This is a genomic window from Paraglaciecola sp. MB-3u-78 (assembly GCF_002835935.1).
Lineage (GTDB): Bacteria > Pseudomonadota > Gammaproteobacteria > Enterobacterales > Alteromonadaceae > Paraglaciecola.
Genome location: NZ_PJCF01000003.1, coordinates 85,235 through 106,434, shown reverse-complemented (window position 1 = coordinate 106,434; position 21,200 = coordinate 85,235). Strand labels below are relative to the sequence as shown.

At 40.1% G+C, this 21,200-nt stretch carries 17 protein-coding genes and 2 pseudogenes; 10 read left to right on the top strand and 9 right to left on the bottom strand.

Features of this window, described 5'->3' with window-relative positions; translation table 11 throughout:
* Positions 1-291 precede the first annotated feature (291 nt).
* The 4 genes and pseudogenes from CXF95_RS30340 to CXF95_RS04295 form a co-directional block, all read right to left on the bottom strand.
* Positions 292-504 (bottom strand): annotated as a pseudogene (locus CXF95_RS30340) (endonuclease/exonuclease/phosphatase family protein); the annotation flags it as partial.
* Positions 505-661: 157 nt separating this feature from the next.
* Positions 662-874: pseudogene (locus CXF95_RS30335) on the bottom strand (endonuclease/exonuclease/phosphatase family protein); the annotation flags it as partial.
* Positions 875-1,033: 159 nt separating this feature from the next.
* The gene (locus CXF95_RS04300; RefSeq protein WP_198556498.1) at positions 1,034-2,161 is read right to left on the bottom strand and encodes an endonuclease/exonuclease/phosphatase family protein; all 1,128 of its coding nucleotides are present in this window, start codon (positions 2,159-2,161) and stop codon (positions 1,034-1,036) included.
* A gap of 121 nt (positions 2,162-2,282) precedes the next feature.
* Positions 2,283-5,504, bottom strand: a complete 3,222-nt coding sequence (locus CXF95_RS04295; protein WP_101197549.1) for a TonB-dependent receptor — start codon at positions 5,502-5,504, stop codon at positions 2,283-2,285.
* A 358-nt stretch (positions 5,505-5,862) separates the two neighbouring features.
* On the opposite strand from CXF95_RS04295, the gene udk reads away from it, so the two are divergent.
* From udk to CXF95_RS04280, 3 genes are read left to right on the top strand one after another with little or no spacing between them, the layout of a single operon-like run.
* A complete protein-coding gene (gene udk, locus CXF95_RS04290; protein ID WP_101197548.1) occupies positions 5,863-6,486 on the top strand; it encodes a uridine kinase in 624 nt (207 codons plus the stop codon).
* 47 nt (positions 6,487-6,533) lie between these two features.
* Positions 6,534-7,742: a NupC/NupG family nucleoside CNT transporter gene (locus CXF95_RS04285; RefSeq protein WP_101197547.1), complete on the top strand. Its 1,209-nt coding sequence runs from the start codon at positions 6,534-6,536 to the stop codon at positions 7,740-7,742.
* 27 nt (positions 7,743-7,769) lie between these two features.
* Positions 7,770-8,609, top strand: coding sequence for a 2OG-Fe(II) oxygenase family protein (locus CXF95_RS04280; protein WP_101197546.1), 840 nt, complete (start codon positions 7,770-7,772; stop codon positions 8,607-8,609).
* Between the two features lie 87 nt (positions 8,610-8,696).
* Here CXF95_RS04280 and CXF95_RS04275 read toward each other — a convergent pair whose 3' ends face one another.
* Both CXF95_RS04275 and CXF95_RS04270 read right to left on the bottom strand, forming a co-directional pair.
* Entirely contained in the window at positions 8,697-9,866 is a 1,170-nt protein-coding gene (locus tag CXF95_RS04275) for a tetratricopeptide repeat protein (RefSeq protein ID WP_101197545.1), read from the bottom strand.
* Positions 9,867-9,956: 90 nt separating this feature from the next.
* A complete protein-coding gene (locus CXF95_RS04270; protein WP_101197544.1) occupies positions 9,957-11,114 on the bottom strand; it encodes a tetratricopeptide repeat protein in 1,158 nt (385 codons plus the stop codon).
* A gap of 162 nt (positions 11,115-11,276) precedes the next feature.
* Here CXF95_RS04270 and CXF95_RS04265 point away from each other — a divergent pair, with 162 nt between their 5' ends.
* From CXF95_RS04265 to CXF95_RS04250, 4 genes are all read left to right on the top strand, one after another.
* The gene (locus CXF95_RS04265) at positions 11,277-11,972 is read left to right on the top strand and encodes a 5'-methylthioadenosine/adenosylhomocysteine nucleosidase (protein WP_101197543.1); all 696 of its coding nucleotides are present in this window, start codon (positions 11,277-11,279) and stop codon (positions 11,970-11,972) included.
* A complete protein-coding gene (locus CXF95_RS04260) occupies positions 11,972-12,934 on the top strand; it encodes a cobalamin biosynthesis protein (protein ID WP_101197542.1) in 963 nt (320 codons plus the stop codon). Before CXF95_RS04265 ends, CXF95_RS04260 begins: the two co-directional genes overlap by 1 nt.
* Positions 12,935-13,064: 130 nt before the next feature.
* Entirely contained in the window at positions 13,065-13,439 is a 375-nt protein-coding gene (locus CXF95_RS04255; protein WP_101197541.1) for a rhodanese-like domain-containing protein, read from the top strand.
* Between the two features lie 27 nt (positions 13,440-13,466).
* Positions 13,467-13,889, top strand: a complete 423-nt coding sequence (locus CXF95_RS04250; RefSeq protein ID WP_101197540.1) for a DUF2721 domain-containing protein — start codon at positions 13,467-13,469, stop codon at positions 13,887-13,889.
* 284 nt (positions 13,890-14,173) lie between these two features.
* Here CXF95_RS04250 and tyrS read toward each other — a convergent pair whose 3' ends face one another.
* On the bottom strand, positions 14,174-15,373 hold the full coding sequence (gene tyrS, locus CXF95_RS04245) for a tyrosine--tRNA ligase (protein ID WP_101197539.1): 1,200 nt from the start codon (positions 15,371-15,373) through the stop codon (positions 14,174-14,176).
* Positions 15,374-15,581: 208 nt separating this feature from the next.
* Between tyrS and CXF95_RS04240 the strand changes: the two genes are divergently transcribed.
* Genes CXF95_RS04240 through CXF95_RS04230 form a run of 3 tightly spaced genes read left to right on the top strand, consistent with a single transcriptional unit; the run spans position 15,582 to position 18,471 of the window.
* Positions 15,582-16,877 (top strand): peptidoglycan DD-metalloendopeptidase family protein, encoded by a 1,296-nt coding sequence (locus tag CXF95_RS04240; RefSeq protein ID WP_101197538.1) that lies wholly within the window; start codon positions 15,582-15,584, stop codon positions 16,875-16,877.
* Positions 16,878-16,885: 8 nt separating this feature from the next.
* Positions 16,886-18,004 (top strand): anhydro-N-acetylmuramic acid kinase, encoded by a 1,119-nt coding sequence (locus CXF95_RS04235; protein ID WP_101197537.1) that lies wholly within the window; start codon positions 16,886-16,888, stop codon positions 18,002-18,004.
* Entirely contained in the window at positions 18,004-18,471 is a 468-nt protein-coding gene (locus CXF95_RS04230) for an Lrp/AsnC family transcriptional regulator (protein WP_101197950.1), read from the top strand. The genes CXF95_RS04235 and CXF95_RS04230 overlap by 1 nt, the downstream gene beginning before the upstream one ends.
* 244 nt (positions 18,472-18,715) lie before the next feature.
* Here the strand turns inward: CXF95_RS04230 and CXF95_RS04225 are convergent, their stop codons facing one another.
* Together CXF95_RS04225 and CXF95_RS04220 are read right to left on the bottom strand one after the other, a co-directional pair.
* Positions 18,716-19,834, bottom strand: a complete 1,119-nt coding sequence (locus CXF95_RS04225; protein ID WP_101197536.1) for a succinylglutamate desuccinylase/aspartoacylase family protein — start codon at positions 19,832-19,834, stop codon at positions 18,716-18,718.
* Positions 19,835-19,868: 34 nt separating this feature from the next.
* Positions 19,869-21,110 carry an EAL and HDOD domain-containing protein gene (locus CXF95_RS04220; protein WP_101197535.1) on the bottom strand — a complete coding sequence of 414 codons (1,242 nt, stop codon included), beginning with the start codon at positions 21,108-21,110 and terminating at the stop codon, positions 19,869-19,871.
* Between the last annotated feature and the right edge of the window lie 90 nt (positions 21,111-21,200).

Here is a 21,200-nt window from a genome sequence, read left to right as displayed (position 1 = left end):
ATTTTTACCAACCAATATCTAATAGATAAAACTACTCAGCCAATTGTTTGGCTGAGTAGTTTTCGTGTGGTGTGGTAAGTTTCGGGATTTTTCTAAGCCATAAACATTCGAAAGGAGAATGGCTTAGGCTTGCGCTCCTTTTTTGATCTTAGGTGAAAAAAGTAAAAATATTTTAAACCACAGAGGACAAAGAGCGCTTCGCTACACAGAGAAAAGATTTAGAATTTAAAAGACTCATCATATTTTTGTTTTTCCTCTGTGGCCTCATTGTCCTCGGTGGTGAGCAATCTTTTATTTTGTAACGGTAATATCTACCCACACTAATCGATGATCCGACGAACTCTGTCGGTCTTTAATTAAACGAAACAAAGGATCATCTGGTTTAGGCCAAAATACGCCACTCCCCTTCACGTTAAGTGATGTTGAAGGTAATACATAATCAGCTCGCATTGCCCATTCGGCGGTATGCCTTGCTGAATATGGGTTATCGGGCGTATGAACGCTGCTCCTTTTTAGATCTTAGACGAAAAAAGTAAAATGTTTTAAACCACAGAGGACAAAGAGCGCTTCGCTACACAGAGAAAAGATTTAGAATTTAAAAGACTCATCATATTTTTGCTTTTCCTCTGTGACCTCATTGTCCTCGGTGGTGAGTAATCTTTTATTTCGTAACGGTAATATCTACCCACACTAATCGATGATCCGACGAACTCTGTCGGTCTTTAATTAAACGAAACAAAGGATCATCTGGTTTAGGCCAAAATACGCCACTCCCCGTCACGTTAAGTGAAGTTGAAGGTAATACTTAATCAGCTCGCATTGCCCATTCGGCTGTATGCATTGCTGAATATGGGTTATCGGGCGTATGAACGCTGCTCCTTTTTAGATCTTAAACGAAAAAAGTAAAAATGTTTTAAACCACAGAGGACAAAGAGCGCTTCGCTACACAGAGGAACAGATTTCAAAATTCACTTTTATTTCCTCTGTGGCCTCAGCGCACTTATTGGAATCCTTCAAGACGGTGAGCAATCTTTTATTTTGTAACGGTAATATCTACCCACACTAATCGATGATCCGATGAACTCTGTCGGTCTTTAATTAAACGAAACAATGGTTCATCTGGTTTAGGCCAAAATACGCCACTCCCCTTCACGTTAAGTGATGTTGAAGGTAATACATAATCAGCTCGCATTGCCCATTCCGCAGTATGTTGTGCCGAATGCGGGTTATCGGGCGTCTGAACGTTGCCACCTTCACTTTGTGGCACAATTGAATCATTCACTAGCGAATGCTCAAGTAGCCCTTGTATGCCGCTCTTGATGCCATCACCTTCAACTGGTGAGGCATTTAAATCACCGGCGATAACAAAGTGCTCACCTTTAAACCCGCCTCGTTTTTGATTGTCATCGTAAATATAAGCAGATTGTTCACTGCCAGATAGGTAATCAGTCCAAAAACGTATCTCATCGTGGTTACGTTTACCATTACGATTTTCTGGACCATCAAACACGGGCGGCGTGGGATGACTGGCCAGTAAATGAATGCTGCGATTACCTACTTTGATTGGAATATCCCAGTGGGACTTAGACGACAACCGCAATATTTGCTGCGCATCTTGGTTGTAATATGGCACCCCGTTTTCGTCCTTGATAGTTGCCATTAAATTACCTGGCATATCTTTCCACAGGAAATGTTGAAAGGTTCGAATTTGGTTAAATTGAATCGGATGTTTACTTAGTACCAACATGCCATAGTGGCCTGGAAAAAAGCCGAAACCAAAGGCATCACCTTTAGTGCCAGATGCTATGCCGTCTTTATCTAGATCCAATCCAGAATCAACACCAGTATTTACCGGAGCACTATAGAAATAAGGGTAATCAATGGGCTTATTTTTATTCTGAGATTCATTTAGATAATGCGTTATAAAATTCTGAGCGTCTGTTGCTGACTGGGTTGAATAATCAAACTCATTTAAAAGAACGATGTCAGGTCTTAGCCGCTGAATAATGTCTGCAATGTTTTTAATCTGCTTATGCTCACCATTACATAAATTGCTTTGCAACTCATCTCCTAAAGGTGCCTGATCCTGTTCAACATAATTTGTGGCCTCCATACTGACATTAAACGTGGCAATTCGAATACTTTGACTATTTGACGACATGCTGAACACCGTTAATATAAAAATGAGAAATGTATACATCGTTAACCTTTTGGGCATTGCAAAAAAAAAGCCGATCATAAAGATCGGCTTTTAAAGTGACTCATAATTAACTAAATAATCATTAAAATTCGTATTTCAAACCAAATTGAATCTGCCAAACAGACTGCTGACGTACTCTTAAGTTCTGAATACTGCGGTTGCTGTTCAGATCAAAATACTCATACTGACCATCGACGATCTTAGCCGAAACAACGTCGCGCTCGTATTCATATTCAGTAACCTCAACACGACCCCAGTCAGAGTTAAGAAGGTTACCAAAGTTCTCAATATCTAAGAACAAATTGAAGGTGTGATCTTTATTAAAGGCTGGCAGTTCTTGCTTGATACGAATATCCATAATAGTTGACCAAGCAGAGTTGTCATTGTTACGTGGAGCGATGCCACCCGCATACTGTGCTAGCTCTGAACTATTAATGTAATCAAAGAACGCTTGCTGCGCAGCAGCATCACCCTCGAATGAAGTCGAAGCAAAAATCGGATCATTCGGTCCACTTGGAACATAAAGTAAGTGACCGGCGTCATCATTACGGCTTTCACGTGAACAACGACCGCCGCCTACATCAAGCAGACATGCATTGTTTTCGTTGAAAGTATAACTGTAAGGTTGACCGGTACGACGGGTCATGAACATTGATACTTTGGTTTCGTAACCAGCGATGAACTCTTTTGTCCAGTTAGCGCGGATTTTAAACAGGTGCTCAGTTTGGAAACTTGACGTTCCTACACGTGGTGATTGGCGATCAAATGCAGCAAAATCAGAGTAGTTAGATGTCGCTGTTGACGATGTGCCATATCCGATATCTTCAACATCTGAATAAGTGTAGCTAGAGAACATATCGAACTCACCGTATTCCGTATCCCAATCGTTAGTCGCTGATAGCGCGTACAACATACTATCACCACCACCGTCGAATGAGCCGACTGCGAGGGCTTCAGGTCCATCGCTACAGTCATAAACACCACGTCCATCTGGTGCGGTCGCTACAGGGTTTTCACAACGTTGGTCATACCAATAAGTCGCATTATCTAGCTTGTTGTAGAGGAAATCTGCAGATAATAACCAACCTTCGCCTACCACCGGAAGGTCGGCATAGTAAGCAGCGCCAAGACTGACCTTCATTGTGGTTGGAATTTCGAACCCTGGGGTCAGTGTGTTAACAGAACCATCTGGCGCTACGTTTGCCAGCGAATCAAGAACATCCTGCGGAATGTACTGACCCGTTGCGGCGTCAGGTGTTGTTGGAACTGTGTAAGGTCCTCTGGAACCTCCAAAATCGTCAACGTCGTCAGAAATCACACCATCGTTAGAATAGCTGTTTGAAAGCCAAACTCCAGGTGATCCACCAGAAAAGCGACCAATTCCACCACGAACAGTGATGTCATCTGTAGCCAACCACTCAAACGAAATTCGTGGAAGAAACACATCCAATCCATCGATATCCGTTGTGTTGGAGTAACCATAGCGATTTATAAAGTTTTGATTTTCTCGAATTTCACCTTCAGACTCGTACCAATCATAACGGATACCCGCATCAATACTCAGGTCTGAATTGACATCCCATGAATCCTGTATGTAAAGAGAGTTTGAATTATAACCCCAAATAGCACGCAGATCGTTTTCATCGTTGCTGACGGCATTCTGATATAATAGAGCAGAAGCGTTATTGTTGCGCAGATCATCAATACTGTCAAAAAGGTAAGAGCCTTCCGAATTTTGAGCGAACAAGTTATCTATATCCACTTCTTCTCTCTCGAAACCGCCTTTGATTATATGATCGCCGACTGCGTATGTAGCCAAAAATTTGTACTGTAAGAATTCCTGATCTAGTGAATTACCATGACGGAAACGGTCTGGGCCGATTGAAAGATAGTTTTCATCTCCATCAAGTTCACGCAAAAATACCGCAAAATTAGGAAATTCAGCACCATTTAAAGAGTCCTGACCTGTAGCTTGCGTGGTACTTGCAATCTTAATTTGGGTCGAAAAGTTTTCTGTCCAGTCAGAAAATACGTGACCAATAAAACTCTCTACTTTTTCTGAGCGGTCATACCAAGTTGAAGATGCACCGATAACATTGTCTGACGCTAAAAAGTTGTTACCGTTTTGCTCATTAATGGCGTTTCCTTCCGTCCTGAGATAGGTGAACTTTGCACGGTGATCAGCACTAATATTCCAATCTATGTTGGCAAGGATTTTTTCATCTTCGGCAGGGCCTATGTTAAAATCACCAATGTCGAAGCCCCAAAGATCCGAAACAATCTGACCAACTTGAGCCACATCGTCAAGTGTAATACCTGCTTCTTCGTTAAGCGCACCTGAACCTACTGGACCATCGTTAAGAGGAGCAACTTCCTCAAACTTGTCGTAAGCAATGAAGAAGAAAAGCTTATCTTTTATGATTGGACCACCAAGTGTTCCAACAAAAGTATCTTCTTCAAAAGTAAGATTGAAGTCGTCGTCGCCGTTTTTATCGCCACTCAATGAGTCGCTTGTATGATAATAGCCAACCGACCCTTTGAATTCGTTGGTACCAGATTTAGTAACGGCATTAATAGTACCGCCAGTAAAACCGTTATATTCAACATCAAAAGGTGCAGTCTGGACTGAAAGAGATTCGATGGCATCAAAAGAAATCGGAGAACCCTGGGTTGGATAACCATTTGCATTTAGACCAAAACGGTCGTTCAAAGCAACACCGTCTACCGTTAACGAGTTAAAGCGGCTGTTTGCACCCGCGATCGTTAATGATTTATCTCCATCACTCGAAAAGTCTACTGAAGCAAACGGATTTAGCGCAGCTGCGTCTGTGATATCGCGATCAATCGAAGTCACTTCGCCTAGTGCTTCGATACCAAGATTAGTGCTTAGCCCATCATTCGAGAAACCGGCCACTGCACTATTACTGCCAGTTATTTGAATAACTTCCGTATTGTTTGTCTCTTCTACCGTAACAGGGAGTGAAAACGCCTGATCTAGCGATAGATACAGATTATCATATTGTACAGGGGTGAATTCCCCGCCACTGATCTTAACTGAGTAAGGGCCACCAACACGCAGACCGCGCGCAGAAAACACACCACTTTCATTTGTTGTCGCAGTCGACACAGTACCAGATGGAACATGCGTAATAGTGACAGTCGCGTCAGAAAATATAGTTCCTGCTACGGTTGCAACATTACCACGGATAGAAGAGGTTGTTGATTGCGCCATAACAGCAGACGATAGTCCTACCGACATAGCGACTGCAATCGCGATGCGATTGAGTTGTGTTTTTTTAAACATTATGTGTTTCCTAAGTTTTATATGTTCTGAACGTATGGTCAGAACTGTTGTCTGTATAGAATGCCATTAGGCTCTGCCGATGGCTTGGCTGATCGATTCAAATCGATTTCTCATTCCGTTAGACGCAAGTCTAACAGATTAATTATGACACTTTTATTACGGTCGTAACAGTGTTGGTGTAAATTCATCAAACTGTCGCATTTCTTCGTCAAAATCACACAAGTTCGCAACATGTTTTAACATAAAGCTTACAAACCTGACCAAGAGGTCAAGTGTAAAAATCTACATTGTGGACTGACTTTTAGCAAGTTCACTGGTATCTTTCGTACCAATTTACTTATTTAAGAAACGGTTTGGTATGTCTACCCCTTTAGTTATTGCCATTTCAGGCGCATCTGGTTCTGGTAAGTCTTTGTTTACTGAGAATTTATTAAAAGAGTTTTCTGATGATGGCAAACCTGTACAAATTCTCAGGGAAGATCACTATTACCGCTCTCAAGATCATTTACCCATGTCTGAACGTGAAAAAAATAATTATGATCACCCAAAAGCATTTGAACATGAGTTATTAGTTGACCATTTAGAAGCATTAATAAACTGGAAAGCGATCGAATATCCTCATTATTGTTACAAGACTCATACTCGTCTCGAGCAAACGGAACACTTGATTTCAGCACCCGTCATTATCATCGAGGGAATTATGTTGTTAGCAAATGAGGCCTTGCAGCCTTTATTTGATATTAAAATATTTGTCGATACGCCCTTGGATATTTGTTTATTACGCAGAATGAAAAGAGACATTGCCGAAAGAGGCCGTACCCTAGAGTCTGTGGCTAACCAATACGAGTCAACTGTTAAACCTATGTATCACCAATTCATTTCACCCAGCCGCTTTACTGCTGATGTGATTGTCACTCAAGGCGGTAAAAACCGGATTGCACTCGATGTGATTAAATCTCATATTCAACAAAGCTTGCTGTAACTTCCAAGTGCATGCTGCTCAAATAATAATAAGAAAAAGGAAAAAGTATGGTTAGTCTAATTGGCGTTGCATTAATGCTATTTATTGCATTTCTATTTTCAGCCCACAAAAAAGCCATTAACTGGCGCACTGTGGGTGGTGCATTTGCAATTCAAGCTTCGGTAGGTGCGTTGGTATTATATTTTCCGCCTGGAAAAGAATTTTTATTAACATTAACCATTTATGTTCAAAATATTATTAATTACAGTCAGGACGGGATTAATTTTATTTTTGGTCCAATGGGCGATAAGTCCATGGGGTTTATCTTTGCCTTTAACGTGTTGCCGGTCATTGTGTTTTTCTCGTCACTGATTTCGGTTTTGTATCATCTTAAGATCATGAATATAATCATTCGCACAATAGGCGGTTTTTTACAGTTTTTCTTAAAAACCAGTCGTCCTGAATCAATGTCAGCAGCCGCTAATATTTTTGTTGGTCAAACCGAAGCGCCACTGGTCATTAAGCCTTTTATCCCGAACTTAACCCGCTCCGAGTTATTTGCAGTCATGGTAGGAGGTTTAGCTTCTATCGCAGGTTCGGTAATGGCAGGTTATGCACAGATGGGGGTGAATATCGAGTATCTTCTGGCTGCCAGTTTTATGGCAGCCCCGGGTGGTTTGTTGATGGCTAAAATTATTATTCCAGAAACGGAAAAATTTAATAATGAGCTCAGTGAACAAGAAAATAAAGACAATGAGTATGCCAACATTTTTGATGCTGCGGCCAGTGGCGCTGCATCAGGTTTACACCTAGCATTAAACGTAGGCGCGATGTTATTAGCCTTTATTGGGTTGATTGCCTTACTCAATGGTTTAATTGGTTGGGCAGGGGGATTATTTGGTACAGAAGCATTGAGTTTTCAGGTCATTCTTGGGTATCTTTTCCAGCCTATTGCTTGGGCGCTTGGAATACCTTGGGTAGAGGCGAATATTGCCGGTAGTTTTCTTGGCCAAAAAATAGTCGTTAATGAGTTTGTCGCTTACCTAGATTTCTTACAAAATCAAAACGAGTTGTCACCCCATTCTCAAGCAATAGTGATATTTGCCCTCTGCGGATTTGCAAACTTCTCGTCTATTGCAATATTAATGGGTGGCATAGGGGCATTGGCCCCAAATAGACGAAAAGAAATTGCTCAGTTAGGATTGAAAACAGTATTAGCAGCCACGTTGGCTAATTTTATGAGCGCTGCCTTAGCCGGTTTTTATCTTAGCCTTTAAACAAATTTATATTGAGAGAGAAAAATGATGGAACTAGTTGCAGTGGATTACAAAGCGCCCAATGCCGACAAACTTTTTGTAGAGTCTTTGCATAAAACTGGCTTTGGTGTCTTGAAAAACCACCCTATTAGTCAAGACAGAGTCAGTAGTATTTATGATCGCTGGCAGGCTTTTTTTAATAGCGAAGAAAAAAATCAATATTCGTTTAATAAAGAGACTCACGATGGTTTTTTTTCGACGGAAATATCTGAAACGGCAAAAGGCTTTAAGAAAAAAGATATTAAAGAATATTTTCACTTCTATCCCTGGGGACGTTGCCCAGATGCATTAAAGCAAGAAATAGCAGATTATTATCGAGACACCAATGCATTAGCTTCAGAGTTACTGGGATGGGTTGAGAAGTATTCACCACCAGAAGTGTCAGCTAAATTCACACAATCGCTGTCAAGTATGGTGACCGATAGTGAACAAACCCTGCTACGTATTTTGCATTACCCGCCTTTAGATGGCTCTGAAGAGCCAGATGCAATACGCGCTGCTGCCCATGAAGATATTAACTTGCTCACATTATTACCATCAGCCAATGAACCTGGTTTACAAGTGAAAGGTACAGATGATTCATGGATAGACGTGCCCTGCGATTTTGGTAATTTAATTGTCAATATTGGCGACATGCTTCAAGAAGCATCAGGTGGGTATTTTCCTTCAACGACTCACAGGGTTGTCAACCCACAAGGTAGCGATCAAACAAAAGCACGTGTTTCTTTACCACTGTTTTTGCATCCCAATCCGGAAGTCGTGTTGTCTGAAACATACACAGCCAAAAGTTACCTGAAAGAGCGCCTTGAAGAGTTAGGTGTCGCTTAATCTAACACCTGATAAGAATAGCCGCCTGGGAACCTAATTAGGCGGCTTGTGCAGCAAAAATGCAAAACTCATGCATGAATCAAATATTTAAAAATTACGTAGAAAGTCTAGTTTGTGTTGATACTTGTCTTCATCTTGACGATTATTCGCTTTATTTTTGGCTTGTTTAAGATATCGTTTGCTTTGTTGCAACTCACCAATTTCGAAATAGGCTCGAGCCAGTCCGAAATACACCTCATGCTTACTTCTATCTAAAGCCAAAGCTCTTCGAAAATGCCCCAAAGCTTGATCCCAATGTTCTTGCTCCATCTCTTGTTCACCTAAATTTACATGGTAATAAGGATTGCTGTTTCGCTTAGATTCAACTTTCGCCAAAATCTCCTCAGCTTCTCCTTCTCGCCCGGTAAACGTATACAAATAAGCCAAATTTTCCCAAGCAGTTAAACTATCAGAGTTCAGCCCCAATGCATGTTGGTAGGTTTTTTCAGCCTGGTTAACGTACCCACTTAATCGATACAAAATGCCAAGATTCACCCATCCTGAATCAAAATCAGGGTCAAGTAATAGAGCTTCGCGAAAATAGGCGTAAGCGTAGGTATAATCTTTTCGCAACAAAGCATCGGCACCTTTATTATTATAAAACATTGCCATTACAGCTTGTTTACTCACGATTTTTTTTGGCAGTCCACTTCTTGATGATTGGGGGTCGAAATCAACCTGAAAACTGCGCTTGTTAAGCATGAAAACACTTGGATCATGGGGAGCAAACATTTTTAAATTGATATGCCCATTTAACAAGCTAAAACCCGCCTTTCTTGTCCAAAATTCAGGGATCATAATTTCCTGAAAGTCAATGTAAAAGCCCGCTTCAGTTGCCATTGCATAAGTCATGATAGACATCGACAAACAATTTGCTGCACGAGAATGAAAGGTCTCATTGGCGGTGTTGTTGGCATCGCCCTGATAAAGTAAATTGAGATTTGAGCGATCAAAGATGCCTCGCACCAATGCTTCCATTTGATCAATTTTATTTGTCATTGGTTTAATTGTTGATTTTAAAAATGCTTTAGCTTTGTCATCTAATGTAAAAATGTCCTGTTCTGACTCTATCTGGATTTCCGAAAAACCAACAAAGCCTTGATCGTATAACAATGACTCAGATGGAGTGACATAGACGCTAGTAGACTGACATGCACAAAAAGACAAAGAGATAACGAGTATAATTAGAGCATTCTGGATACATGAAGTTAGCTGCATTGGATGCACTCCACCAGTAAATTAACATTATATTAACATAGCTGTTATAAGGAATAACTGCTAGTTAATTCAACGTAATAAACAGCGGGTTTATCCTGATTTAAGGGTTACTAACATGTCAATTTTCCCTTGGTATGCGGCCTGTTCCTGTTGAGTTCTTGATTTTTTTTTAGCAAGCTTCAAATAATGATAACTGCGTTGAATATTACCTAATTCAAAATAAGTTTTACCTAACCCAAAGAATACTTCGTGAGTACTTTTATCTAACTTTAAAGCTTGTTGATAATGCTTTAGCGCAATTCGCCATTGTTGTTTTTCAAACGCTTTATCGCCCATATTAATATGAAAAAAGGGATTATCGGCACGTTTACGTGTAACCCGATCCACAATATCGTTGGCTTTTTCATCATGGCCCATATATCGATATAAATAAGATAAATTACGCCAAGCAGTTAAGTTGTTTTTATCTTGTTTGATGGCTCGCAGGTAGGTTCTTTCAGCAAGCTCATAGTGACCTGTGAGTCGATACAAATAACCTAAGTTCGCCAGAACAGAAGACAGGTCAGGGGATTGCAAAAAAGCAGATCGAAAATAAGCATATGCTTTTACGTAGTCTTTTTTTATTAGTGCATCTGCACCTTTGTTATTATGAAACATGGCGACAACTTGATTAAGCTTAAGCAGTGTTTTAGGGAAATGCTGTCGGGTAGCTTGTGCATCAAAATCGACTTCAAAGCCTCGTGTGAAAAATTGAATATGCTCCCGACTAGAAGGGGGTAATATCTGCAAATTAATATGCCCATTTAGCAAACTTTGCCCTTCTCTCATTGTCCAGTACTCTGGAATTTCAATATCTTGAAATCGCACACTAAAACCTAGCTCCTTAGCTAAAGCATAAGTCATAATTGACATTGAAAGGCAGTTGGCAGCTCTATTGTGAAAGGTTTGATTGGCGACGGTGTTCGCTTCAGCTCGATACAATAAATTTAAATCTGAACGAGAAAAAACCTGTTGCACCAGTGCTTGAATTTGTTTTTTGGGTTTAAATACGCCTTTTATCGCTGATTTAGCAAAGGCTTTAGCTTCATCATTCAATTCGAAAATTTCTGTTTCACTTTCTACAATGACACTTTCAAATCCTGCAAACCCTTGATCATACAGCAACGTTTTATGACTAACCGATATTTTTGGAACCGCCTGACAACCAATAAACATCATAGCTATTAGTAAAATACTGAAGCGTTTCATAGCTCACCTAAAGTTGATAATAAGGTTGTCGAACTTTCAGCAATATAATGTATTATTTTTGATTTACTCGAAGTTCAAACCTTTGAGTTGTTTTATAACACTAGCAGACGTATTAGACTTAGGTTCTATTGATCTTAACTAATTGTGAATAAAGAAAACGATATGAAAATTGCTATTTTAGGTGCCATGGATGAAGAAATAACCTTGATCCGTGCATCTCTTGAGAATTGTCAAGAACAAAATTTTAATCATCTTACTGTATATATTGGCAAACTTGGTGAAGTCAATGTTGCTTTGGTCAAATGCGGAATAGGTAAAGTGGCGGCATCTGTTTCAACTAGTGTTGTGATCCATCATTTCGCTCCTGATTTTGTTATAAATACAGGTTCGGCTGGGGGTTTTTCAAGTCACCTCAACATTGGGGACATTGTTATAGCTAATGAATTACGACACCACGATGCTGACTTAACTCACTTTGGTTATGAATTAGGTCAAACCGCAGGTATGCCAGTATATTTTGAGTGTGACAAGGTTTTACTTGAGCATGCTGCTAATGCTGCAACTAGCCTAAAAGATGTACAAGTACAGCAAGGGCTCATTTGTACCGGAGATTCTTTTGTTGGAAGTGATGAAGCTGCAGCCGTTATTAGGCAAAATTTCCCCTCTGTCTGTGCGGTAGAAATGGAAGGTGTAGCCATTGCTCAGAGTTGCCATTTATTAGGCACACCATTTTTGGTCATCCGCTCACTGTCTGATATTGCTGGCAAAACATCGACGGTTTCTTTTCAAGCATACCTTGATCAAGCGGCTAAAAATTCGGCAACATTAGTGATGCAAACTATTGCAAAATTAGCCTAATGCAAAGTGTCATCAATAGCTTATTAAATGAGCAGATTTTGCCATTTTGGGTATTGTTATTGATTATTTTAGTAGAACGTTACCTACCTTGGCCTGACAAATTCCACCCAATCAGCTTTATAAAAGTCTTAGCAATGGGCATGCAGGCTAAAGTACTTTCGCCCGAGCGAAATGCTATTCAGCAGCAAAAAATATCAGGCGCTTTAGCTTGTATCGTTTTACTGCTACCTTTTTGTACTATCTTAGCGGTGTTTAAATACTTATCTGAGTATCCTATTTTTTTTGAAGGGTTAATGCTTCTTGTTGCTTTACGCTTCCAAGATATTCCTAAACAAACCCGCCGTGTCTGCGCTGCGTTATCAAAACAGCAAAAGATGTTAGCGCGACATGCACTATCACAAATAGTCAGAAGGGAAACGGAGAAAATGTCTCCATTAGGCATGGTCAAAGCCAATATCGAGTCATTACTACTACGATATAGTTATCAGTATTGTTCAGTGATTTTCTGGTATCTGCTAACAGGGGGAGTTGGCGCCCTGATCTATCGTTTAGTCTACGAATTATCTTTGTGTTGGAATACTAAATTAGCTAAGTTTAGGCATTTTGGCCAACCTGTTCGTTACGTTGTTAATATACTGCAGTGGTTACCTAGTAAGCTAGCGAGCCTGAGTGTTGTGATAGCGGTTAACATTAGCCAAGGCTCAGCTGCGATATTCCAGCGTATTAGCTATCAATGTAATCATTTATTTATTTTAAACCTGTGTGGAGCAAGTTTAGGAATAGAACTAGGTGGTCCAGCCTACTACGAACATAAAAAAGTACGCGCTAGAAAATGTGGTGGAAACAGACAAGTGATACTAGCCGATAACACCAGAGCTTTGGTTGCAATAAATCGAGCAACATGGGTATGGTTAACCTTGTATTTTTTGGGGTGTGCAGTGTCGTTTTTAATCGCTAGATGACAAAATGCTAACTTGTATTGGCTTGTCAATTGCTGCTGATCAATTGCTGTTTGTTAATTACTAATATCCTTTACAGGCTGCAACCCACTATTTACTATCAGAACTCACTCAACAAGACGGAGAATATATTGTGTTAAAACAGGTTACCTTTTGGATATTAAGCTTACTAAGTTTTTCGGCCTACTGCTCCAACGTCAGCAACATAAGCCAACAAGAATTGCTCGAAACAAATACAAATAGTGTGGTAATAGTAGACGTTCGCACACCTGAAGAATTCCAACAAGGACATGTACCGAATGCGATAAATGTTCCCTTGAGTGACATTATTGACAACCCTGCCATTTTGACCTCTTACAAGGAAAAACCCATAGTGCTTTATTGCCGTTCCGGTTACCGAGCGGGCAAAGCAGCCGAGGCTTTACAAAAAGAGGGTCACCAAAACCTTCGCCATCTTGAAGGTGATATGCAGGCTTGGTTAAAAGCAGGCTTGTCTGTAGAAAAGTAACGTTTATTAAGTAGGTAAATTCAGTTTATGGATATCACCCTCACCACGCCAGCAATGCTGTTTCCGGCCATATCGTTGTTACTGCTAGCTTATAGCAACCGTTTTTTAGCACTTGCTAGTATCATCAGAAACTTTGACATAAGTGATAGTAACGAAAATGATCAGGGACAAATCCAAAGCCTACGCGCACGCATTCAATTGATTAAAAATATGCAAGGTGCTGGCATGGGGAGCTTTTTCTTATGTGTATTATCCATGTTAGCTATTTATGCTGAATACCCAACGATAGGGAGCACAATATTCGCCGCTAGCCTAGTGTTACTCTTGTATTCACTTTGGCTGTCAGTAAGAGAAATACATATTTCTGTCGAAGCCCTAGATATGCATTTGAGTCACTTGAATTTACCCGCTAAAAAACGTTCGTGGAATAAACCCAATATCAATCGGTAAAGCTTAAGCTGCGAGCTTTCGAGTTGCGAGATTCTAGCAAAAGACAAAAAAGCAAGCTTCGCGGCGTCCACATGATAGTTTCTGTCTTGAATTTATGTTCCCCAACTATTACTGCCATTTAATTATTCAATCGCCATGGATAGGCGATTGCAATAGATATTGTTGTTTGCACAAATTAGGGATTACGCCAGTGAAAACGCAGCTGTCTTTGCTTTTCTCTGAGAACATCTCTGTGGATCAATCTTTTTCTTTAAGCTCGTCGCTCGAAGCTCGTGGCTCGAAACTTATTTAAAGGTTATGCGAGCAAATTTGCGTTTACCAATCTGCAACACCGCCTGTAAAGGTTGAGTAAACTGATGTTTAGCATTATCGACTTTGTCACCATCGATCTTAACTGCACCTTGTTTGATCATTCGCATAGCATCAGAGGTCGAGTTAACTAAACCGGCGTCTTTTAAAACATTAGCGATCATCAATCCTTCGCCAGGCAATACAAATTCAAATTCTGGCATCTCATCAGGAACAACATTTTTCTGAAAACGTTGGATGAAATCTTGATGTGCCGACTCTGCATTCTGTTCGTTATGAAATCGCGAAATTAACTCTTTCGCTAAATCTATTTTTGTGTCTCGTGGATTCGCACCCTCTGCCACTTTTTGTTTAATGGCTGCAATTTCATTTTTAGGTTTAAAGCTCAACAATTCATAATAACGCCACATTAAATCATCAGATATAGACATCACTTTGCCAAACATATCGTTTGGTGCATCGGTAATCCCAATATAATTTCCCAAAGATTTAGACATTTTTTGTACACCATCCAACCCTTCAAGTAACGGCATCATCAATACTGTTTGTTGTCTTTGACCTTCAGATTTTTGTAACTCTCTGCCCATTAACAGATTAAATCGTTGATCGGTGCCACCCAATTCAACATCGGCTTCTAATGCAACTGAGTCCCAGCCTTGCACCAGAGGATAGAGAAATTCATGGATCGCAATAGGTTGACCACCGGCATAACGTTTTTTGAAATCATCCCTTTCCAACATTCGCGCTACCGTCTGATTAGAGGCCAGTTTTATCATGCCTGCAGCACCCAATTTTTCCATCCATTGAGAATTAAAACGAATGGTGGTTTTTGCTGGGTCAAGGATTTTGAATACTTGTTCTTTATAGGTTTCAGCGTTGGCCAACACATCTTCTTTAGTCAGCGGTTTTCTGGTGACATTTTTACCGGTTGGATCACCAATCATGCCAGTAAAATCGCCAATTAAAAATATTACTTCATGACCAAGTTGCTGGAAAGTACGTAACTTGTTGATTAATACCGTATGACCTAAATGTAAGTCAGGTGCGGTAGGATCGAATCCTGCCTTAATTTTTAATGGTTTACCTTCTTTTAGTTTAGCAATAAGCTCATCTTCTAATAATATTTCTTCTGCTCCGCGCTGAATTTCAGCCATCGCACTTTGCCAATCTGACATGTTTATAACCTTGTTAAAAATCTTTTATTTATCTTATTCTTTATATTTTACTTGCCAAGCCCAAGCAATGAAAGGGATAAGGTATTTTTTACGGTAACTAAAAGTGATTACCTACAACCAATAATCGGTACAAATACCGAACTGCAACTGGAAAATCTGTTGTAATCCATATATTCTGCAGTTAAGTATCAATAATTGTGTTGTATCTGTGATTAAAAAGACCTTTAAAAATATGCCTAAACCCCACAGATGGGTGATGTCTGCGGTTGCAGGATGTATGTTGATCTTGTTTCTTTTACCTTCTGAGCCAGTCAGTGCATACAAAAACTCAGCCTCTATTTTAGAAGTCGGTAAACGTTATGCACTAGAAGTGAACTTTAATAATTTACCTGTAGAAAACATTTCTGGTCTTGAAGAAATAAATGAAGCGAAGTCAGTGGTTGTCAAAAAAGGCGATAATTTGGCCATGATATTCAAACGCAGCGGGTTGTCTCCACAGCAAACCTACCGTGTCAGCAAAGCAGGAAAACTGGCTAAAAAACTCCTGAAAATAATGCCAGGTGATGTATTAGAGTTACAGATAGATCCACAAAGCCAGTTAATCTCATTGCAGTACCCATTTTCAAGCACAGACACCTTAGTTGTTACTAAAAGTGAAGACAATACCTTTACCAGTAAAATTGAAACCATCGAAGTAGATGCCCGTCTAAATTATACTCAGGGTGATGTCACCAGCAGTTTCTGGAATGCGGGTCTGAAGGCCAATTTAACCGATAACCAAATCATGCAAGTAGCAGGTATTTTTGGTTGGGATATTGATTTTGCCTTAGGCCTTAGAGCCGGCGATAGTTTTTATGTGATGTTTGAAGAACATTATATCAATGGCGAGTTCATTGAAAATGGCGACATAGTCGCCGCGCAATTTGTCAATCATGGTGAAGCGTTTACAGCGATTCGTTATGATGATGGTAATTTTTACACTCCTGAAGGCAATAGTATGCGCAAGAGTTTTTTGCGCGCGCCAGTCAACTTTAGGTATATTAGCTCAAGTTTTAAGAAAAACCGTATTCACCCCGTAACAAAACGCTTGAAAGCACATAGAGGCGTAGACTACGCAGCTGATCGAGGTACGCCGGTTATGGCTGCTGGTGATGGCAAAGTAATAAAAGCAGCTTATGACAAATACAATGGCCACCATGTATTTATTCAACACGGTGAAAAATACGTAACCAAGTATCTACATTTTACAAAGCGCACAGTAAAAAGAGGTCAAACAGTTAAGCAAGGGCAAGTCATTGGTACTGTTGGTTCTTCAGGTCGGGTTACTGGTCCACATTTACATTATGAGTTTTTGGTCAATGGGGTGCATCGCAACCCACGCACCGTGAATTTACCAAAAGCAGAACCCATAGCAAATAAAGAAAAAGTTAAATTTACTGATATTGCTGCAATCAGATTACAGCAATTAAATAATAACAAACGTGTTATGTTAGCAATGAATTAAGGGCAGCTATGCCACATCTATATCTAGGATTGATGTCTGGAACCAGTATTGACGGGGTTGATGCAGCCCTGGTAGATTTCTCTGGTTCTCACCCTAGGCTATTAGATTATCGAACCATGCCTTTTCCATCTTCTTTATCTGATGAATTACACCAACTGAGCGCACCCAGCGATAATGAAATAGAACTACTAGGTCGTGCTGACAGGGCTGTGGCTGAGGTGTTTGCTGAGGCTTCACTGCAATTGATTAAAGACAACTATGTTCGCCCCGATCAAATCGTAGCAATTGGCTCACATGGACAAACCATTCGTCATAACCCCTTCGGTGAACATAGCTTTAGTTTGCAAATTGGTGATCCTAACACCCTAGCAACATTAACAGGCATTGACGTAATCGCCGACTTTAGGCGAAAAGACATCGCCTTAGGAGGCCAAGGTGCCCCCTTAGTACCGGCTTTTCACAAAGCCGTGTTTGCCAGCCCTAAAAAATCAAGGGTTGTGATCAATATTGGTGGTATTGCAAATATTACCTATCTACCAAAAAACGACTCTGATGACATTATTGGTTACGATACAGGCCCTGGAAATACCTTGTTAGATGTTTGGTGTAAGCTTCATACTGGGCAAAATTATGATGAAAAAGGGCAATGGGCGGCTCAGTGTTCTGCAGATCCTGAGTTGTTGCAACTTTTAAAAAAACATCCGTATTTTTCAGCGCCAGCACCCAAAAGTTGCGGCCGTGAACAATTTAACCTGCCATGGTTGCAGCAAAACCTAAGCAGTATGAGTCGCCTTATCGATCCACAGGTTGTGCAGGCAACATTAGTCATGTTGACCACCTACACAATTGCCAAGCAAGTTTTACAATTTAAAGATGTTGAGCAAGTGTATATCTGTGGTGGTGGAGCTCAAAATGAGTTTTTAGTAGAAGAACTCGAATCTGAACTACATGAATGTGAGTTATTCACCACAGATGAACTGGGCGTAGAAGCCGATGCGGTAGAAGCTATGGCGTTTGCTTGGCTCGCCTATGCACATATTAATAAAATACAAGGCAGTATTGCCAGCGTGACGGGTGCAAAACGAGGGGCAATATTAGGCACTTTTTGTCCAGGTAAAGAATCGTGATCGCGAAACGCCCGCTAGATAAAACAGACATCGCCATTTTAGCGGCCTTATACAAAGACGCCAGAATGAACAATAAAGACATAGCTGAATTGGTTGGACTGGCACCGTCTACATGTCTTGAGAGAATTAAGAAATTACAAAGCGAACAGGTGATTAAAGGCGCACAGTTAAACGTCGACTTTCAAGCCTTAGGTGGCAATATTCAAGTGATGATTTCGATTCGTCTTTCTGATCACAGTCGCCCAACAATCGATACTTTTCAAAAACAATTGGCTTTATTACCTGAAGTAATAAGCCTTTATCATATGGGTGGCGAAAACGACTTTTTACTCCATGCGAGTTTGGGTGATACAGAACATTTAAGAGATTTTGTGTTTAATGCCATTACCGCAAGAAAAGAAGTCAACCATGTTGAAACGGCTCTGATTTACGACCAAATAAACGGAACTGTTTTGCCTAAAGTTTGACTTGTACTCTTCCATTTTAAAGTGTGATCTAGTTGCGTTCTCAGCCAATTTACTTTCGGGATTTGGTCAGAACATAATTTGGATAATCAATTAGCTTTGCTTTTCTCTGTGCTCTCTGCGCCCTCTATGGTTCAAATATCTTGTTCTTTGGCTTTTCAACTACAAAAAATTTAACCACAGAGAACAAAGGAGCGTCGGGCGCCGAGCGCTGCGCTACATAGAGGGAAGAAATTAAGATGAATTGTTATTGCAGCTCGAAATATTCAGTAAAACATTTATACAGCTGAGTGCCGCTTAACACAGAGGCGGAGGGGAAATGTAAAATAGCCACCAAATCACAAGGGGCTAAGATATCTGTTGTGGCTCTATCTGTATCTAAATTATCGACATTAAGCACCCTGGCGAGTACTCCGCCTTTTTTAACTATATCACCAGGTTTGGCGATATATTCCACTATGCCACCTTGTTGGGTAAAAAGTGTCTTGTAGTTATTTAGGGTGACGGCCTTGCGTGACATCTGCTCAGGTAACGTTGAACTTTCGGGTAAACATCCCTTGGCAGTCAAATAAGTCAGAATGCTTTTAGCGTCATATTCGCCATTTTGAAAACTGATCACCTCTTGACTACCCATCTCTAAAGTAAATGCCTCAACTGCAAAATCAATCGGCTGTTGACGTTTACTACTGACTAAATCTGTTAGCAACCACCATGGGCAAAAAGTGGCTTCATCCAAGGCGCCTGAAAACACATTGGGCATAAAGATAACATGGGGAATATTAAACAAGCTAGCGGAAGCCTTAGCATATTCAGGTACGTAAATGTGCCGTGTTGATACGGGGCCATTATGCAAGTCCAGAACATAATCTGCGTCAAATGCCAATTGTTGCAGCTTTAAATTAAGGTGTTGGGCTAAACCGATACCCCAAGTTTCACTTAATCTAGCTTGTAATTGTTGTTTCATTTTTTGTCGAAAACGAGATTTTATCGACTCAGTAGACTCTTCATCATCAATGCTTTGTGCAAACTCATGGATAAAAGCATCATCATAGTAATAACCACGATTCCAATTTGTACCATTAACAGGGTCAAAACGCCCTAACGTATATTCACCTGCTTTGATGTTGGTGCCTACCGGATTACAATTGGGAACCAATAACACTTCCCCACAGATAGGCAGAGTTTTAAGCCATTGAATAAGTTGATAAATAACCACATTACCTTGAACTTCGGCACCGTGGATTGAACTCTGGATATAAACCTTTGGGCCAGGCTTCTCACCAACAAACCGATACAAAGGCACATTCATATTTCTCCCAGATGCGTTTTGGGCCACCACTAGGTGTTCTTTTAACAGCTTGTTCATGCAACTCCTGCGTCCTGTCGAAAGGCTCTAGGCTCTAAGCTCTAGACTTTGGAAAGTGAGGGGATATAGATTGACGAACCCCATTCCCCCAAAGAATAGCTTGGTTAAATAAGCTATGTAGCAGCTTTTGATCAATGTTTAGAATTTTTGAAATTCTGATCACCTTTAACCAATTCCCACTTTCAAAAGCTTTGACTAACATCAAATACACAGATAAATCATTTTGACCGCCACACAGAGCTTCTTTAACCTCATCAACTAAAGGCAACTTCTCAATCAACGACTCCATTTTTTGGTCAAGCAAGGCGTCCAACATTGAAAACAAACCCACTAAAAATGCTGTAGGTGGGTTATTGCCGATATTTTGCTCAGTACCTAATAGATCGCAAAATTTTGCTCGCACCAAAGATAAATGGAGCAACTCTAACGGTTTATCATCGTTTAAATTGGCCAAGGCCAGTAAAGCAATAAACTTCTTAATTTCTACTTCACCCATATAATTAAGAGCATGTCGTAATGAAGTGATTTTGTAGCGTTTGTTGATCGCGGGGTTATTGATAAATCGCAAAAGCATGTAAGACAAACCCACATCGTGCTCAATGACACTATTAACACTTTCTACATCGAATGACTCACTGGAACTAGCGCCCATTAATTCGACTAAGGTGAGTTTGGATGTAGGTAGATTTTTATTTGATACCGTTATTGGTCTAGCGAAGAAGTATCCTTGAAAATAATCGAAACCCATATCACTAAAAATACTGAAGCTGTCTTGTGTGTCGACTTTATCTGCAATCAGTTGCACATTCGCATCAATAAATCGATTGACATTTTTTGACAAAAAATCAAGATTTTCAAAGTTAGTATTCACTTTAAGCATATCAATAAAAGGTAGATACTCATTCCAACTTGGCTCTAGACTGGAGTCTTCCAAAACGACTTTATAACCCATTTTTTTAACATGCTTACACATATCTAAAAGTCTATTATTATCGCTGCGGTCAGCAACTAACTCCACTACCACATTTTCTGGATTAAGATAAGCTGGCAAGCCACTGAGCAGTGTCTCAGGTTGGAAATTAATAAAAGATTTTTTGCTGCAAGAGATATCATCTAAATTAAGTGTTTGATAATTTTTGGCGATGAGCTTAGTCGTTTCCGCATCTCTTTCTACACTTGGATAGCAATTATTTTTACCATCTCTAAAAAAAAGCTCATAAGCAAAAACTTCTTTGTGTCTATCTAATATTGGTTGGCGAGCTATAAAAGCAAACATATTCGTCCTGTCTAAGTATTTTCTTTTTGTGGCTATTCGCTAGGTCAATAGTAGCTGACCATGAGTATTGATTAATATGTTTTAAAGGTT

Bases quoted from the DNA above. Each gene is read 5' to 3' on its own strand.
- CXF95_RS04300 (WP_198556498.1), bottom strand. From the start codon at position 2,161: ATGTCGTCAAATAGTCAAAGTATTCGAATTGCCACGTTTAATGTCAGT.
- CXF95_RS04295 (WP_101197549.1), bottom strand. From the start codon at position 5,504: ATGTTTAAAAAAACACAACTCAATCGCATCGCGATTGCAGTCGCTATG.
- udk (WP_101197548.1), top strand. From the start codon at position 5,863: ATGTCTACCCCTTTAGTTATTGCCATTTCAGGCGCATCTGGTTCTGGT.
- CXF95_RS04285 (WP_101197547.1), top strand. From the start codon at position 6,534: ATGGTTAGTCTAATTGGCGTTGCATTAATGCTATTTATTGCATTTCTA.
- CXF95_RS04280 (WP_101197546.1), top strand. From the start codon at position 7,770: ATGGAACTAGTTGCAGTGGATTACAAAGCGCCCAATGCCGACAAACTT.
- CXF95_RS04275 (WP_101197545.1), bottom strand. From the start codon at position 9,866: ATGCAGCTAACTTCATGTATCCAGAATGCTCTAATTATACTCGTTATC.
- CXF95_RS04270 (WP_101197544.1), bottom strand. From the start codon at position 11,114: ATGAAACGCTTCAGTATTTTACTAATAGCTATGATGTTTATTGGTTGT.
- CXF95_RS04265 (WP_101197543.1), top strand. From the start codon at position 11,277: ATGAAAATTGCTATTTTAGGTGCCATGGATGAAGAAATAACCTTGATC.
- CXF95_RS04260 (WP_101197542.1), top strand. From the start codon at position 11,972: ATGCAAAGTGTCATCAATAGCTTATTAAATGAGCAGATTTTGCCATTT.
- CXF95_RS04250 (WP_101197540.1), top strand. From the start codon at position 13,467: ATGGATATCACCCTCACCACGCCAGCAATGCTGTTTCCGGCCATATCG.
- tyrS (WP_101197539.1), bottom strand. From the start codon at position 15,373: ATGTCAGATTGGCAAAGTGCGATGGCTGAAATTCAGCGCGGAGCAGAA.
- CXF95_RS04235 (WP_101197537.1), top strand. From the start codon at position 16,886: ATGCCACATCTATATCTAGGATTGATGTCTGGAACCAGTATTGACGGG.
- CXF95_RS04225 (WP_101197536.1), bottom strand. From the start codon at position 19,834: ATGAACAAGCTGTTAAAAGAACACCTAGTGGTGGCCCAAAACGCATCT.
- CXF95_RS04220 (WP_101197535.1), bottom strand. From the start codon at position 21,110: ATGTTTGCTTTTATAGCTCGCCAACCAATATTAGATAGACACAAAGAA.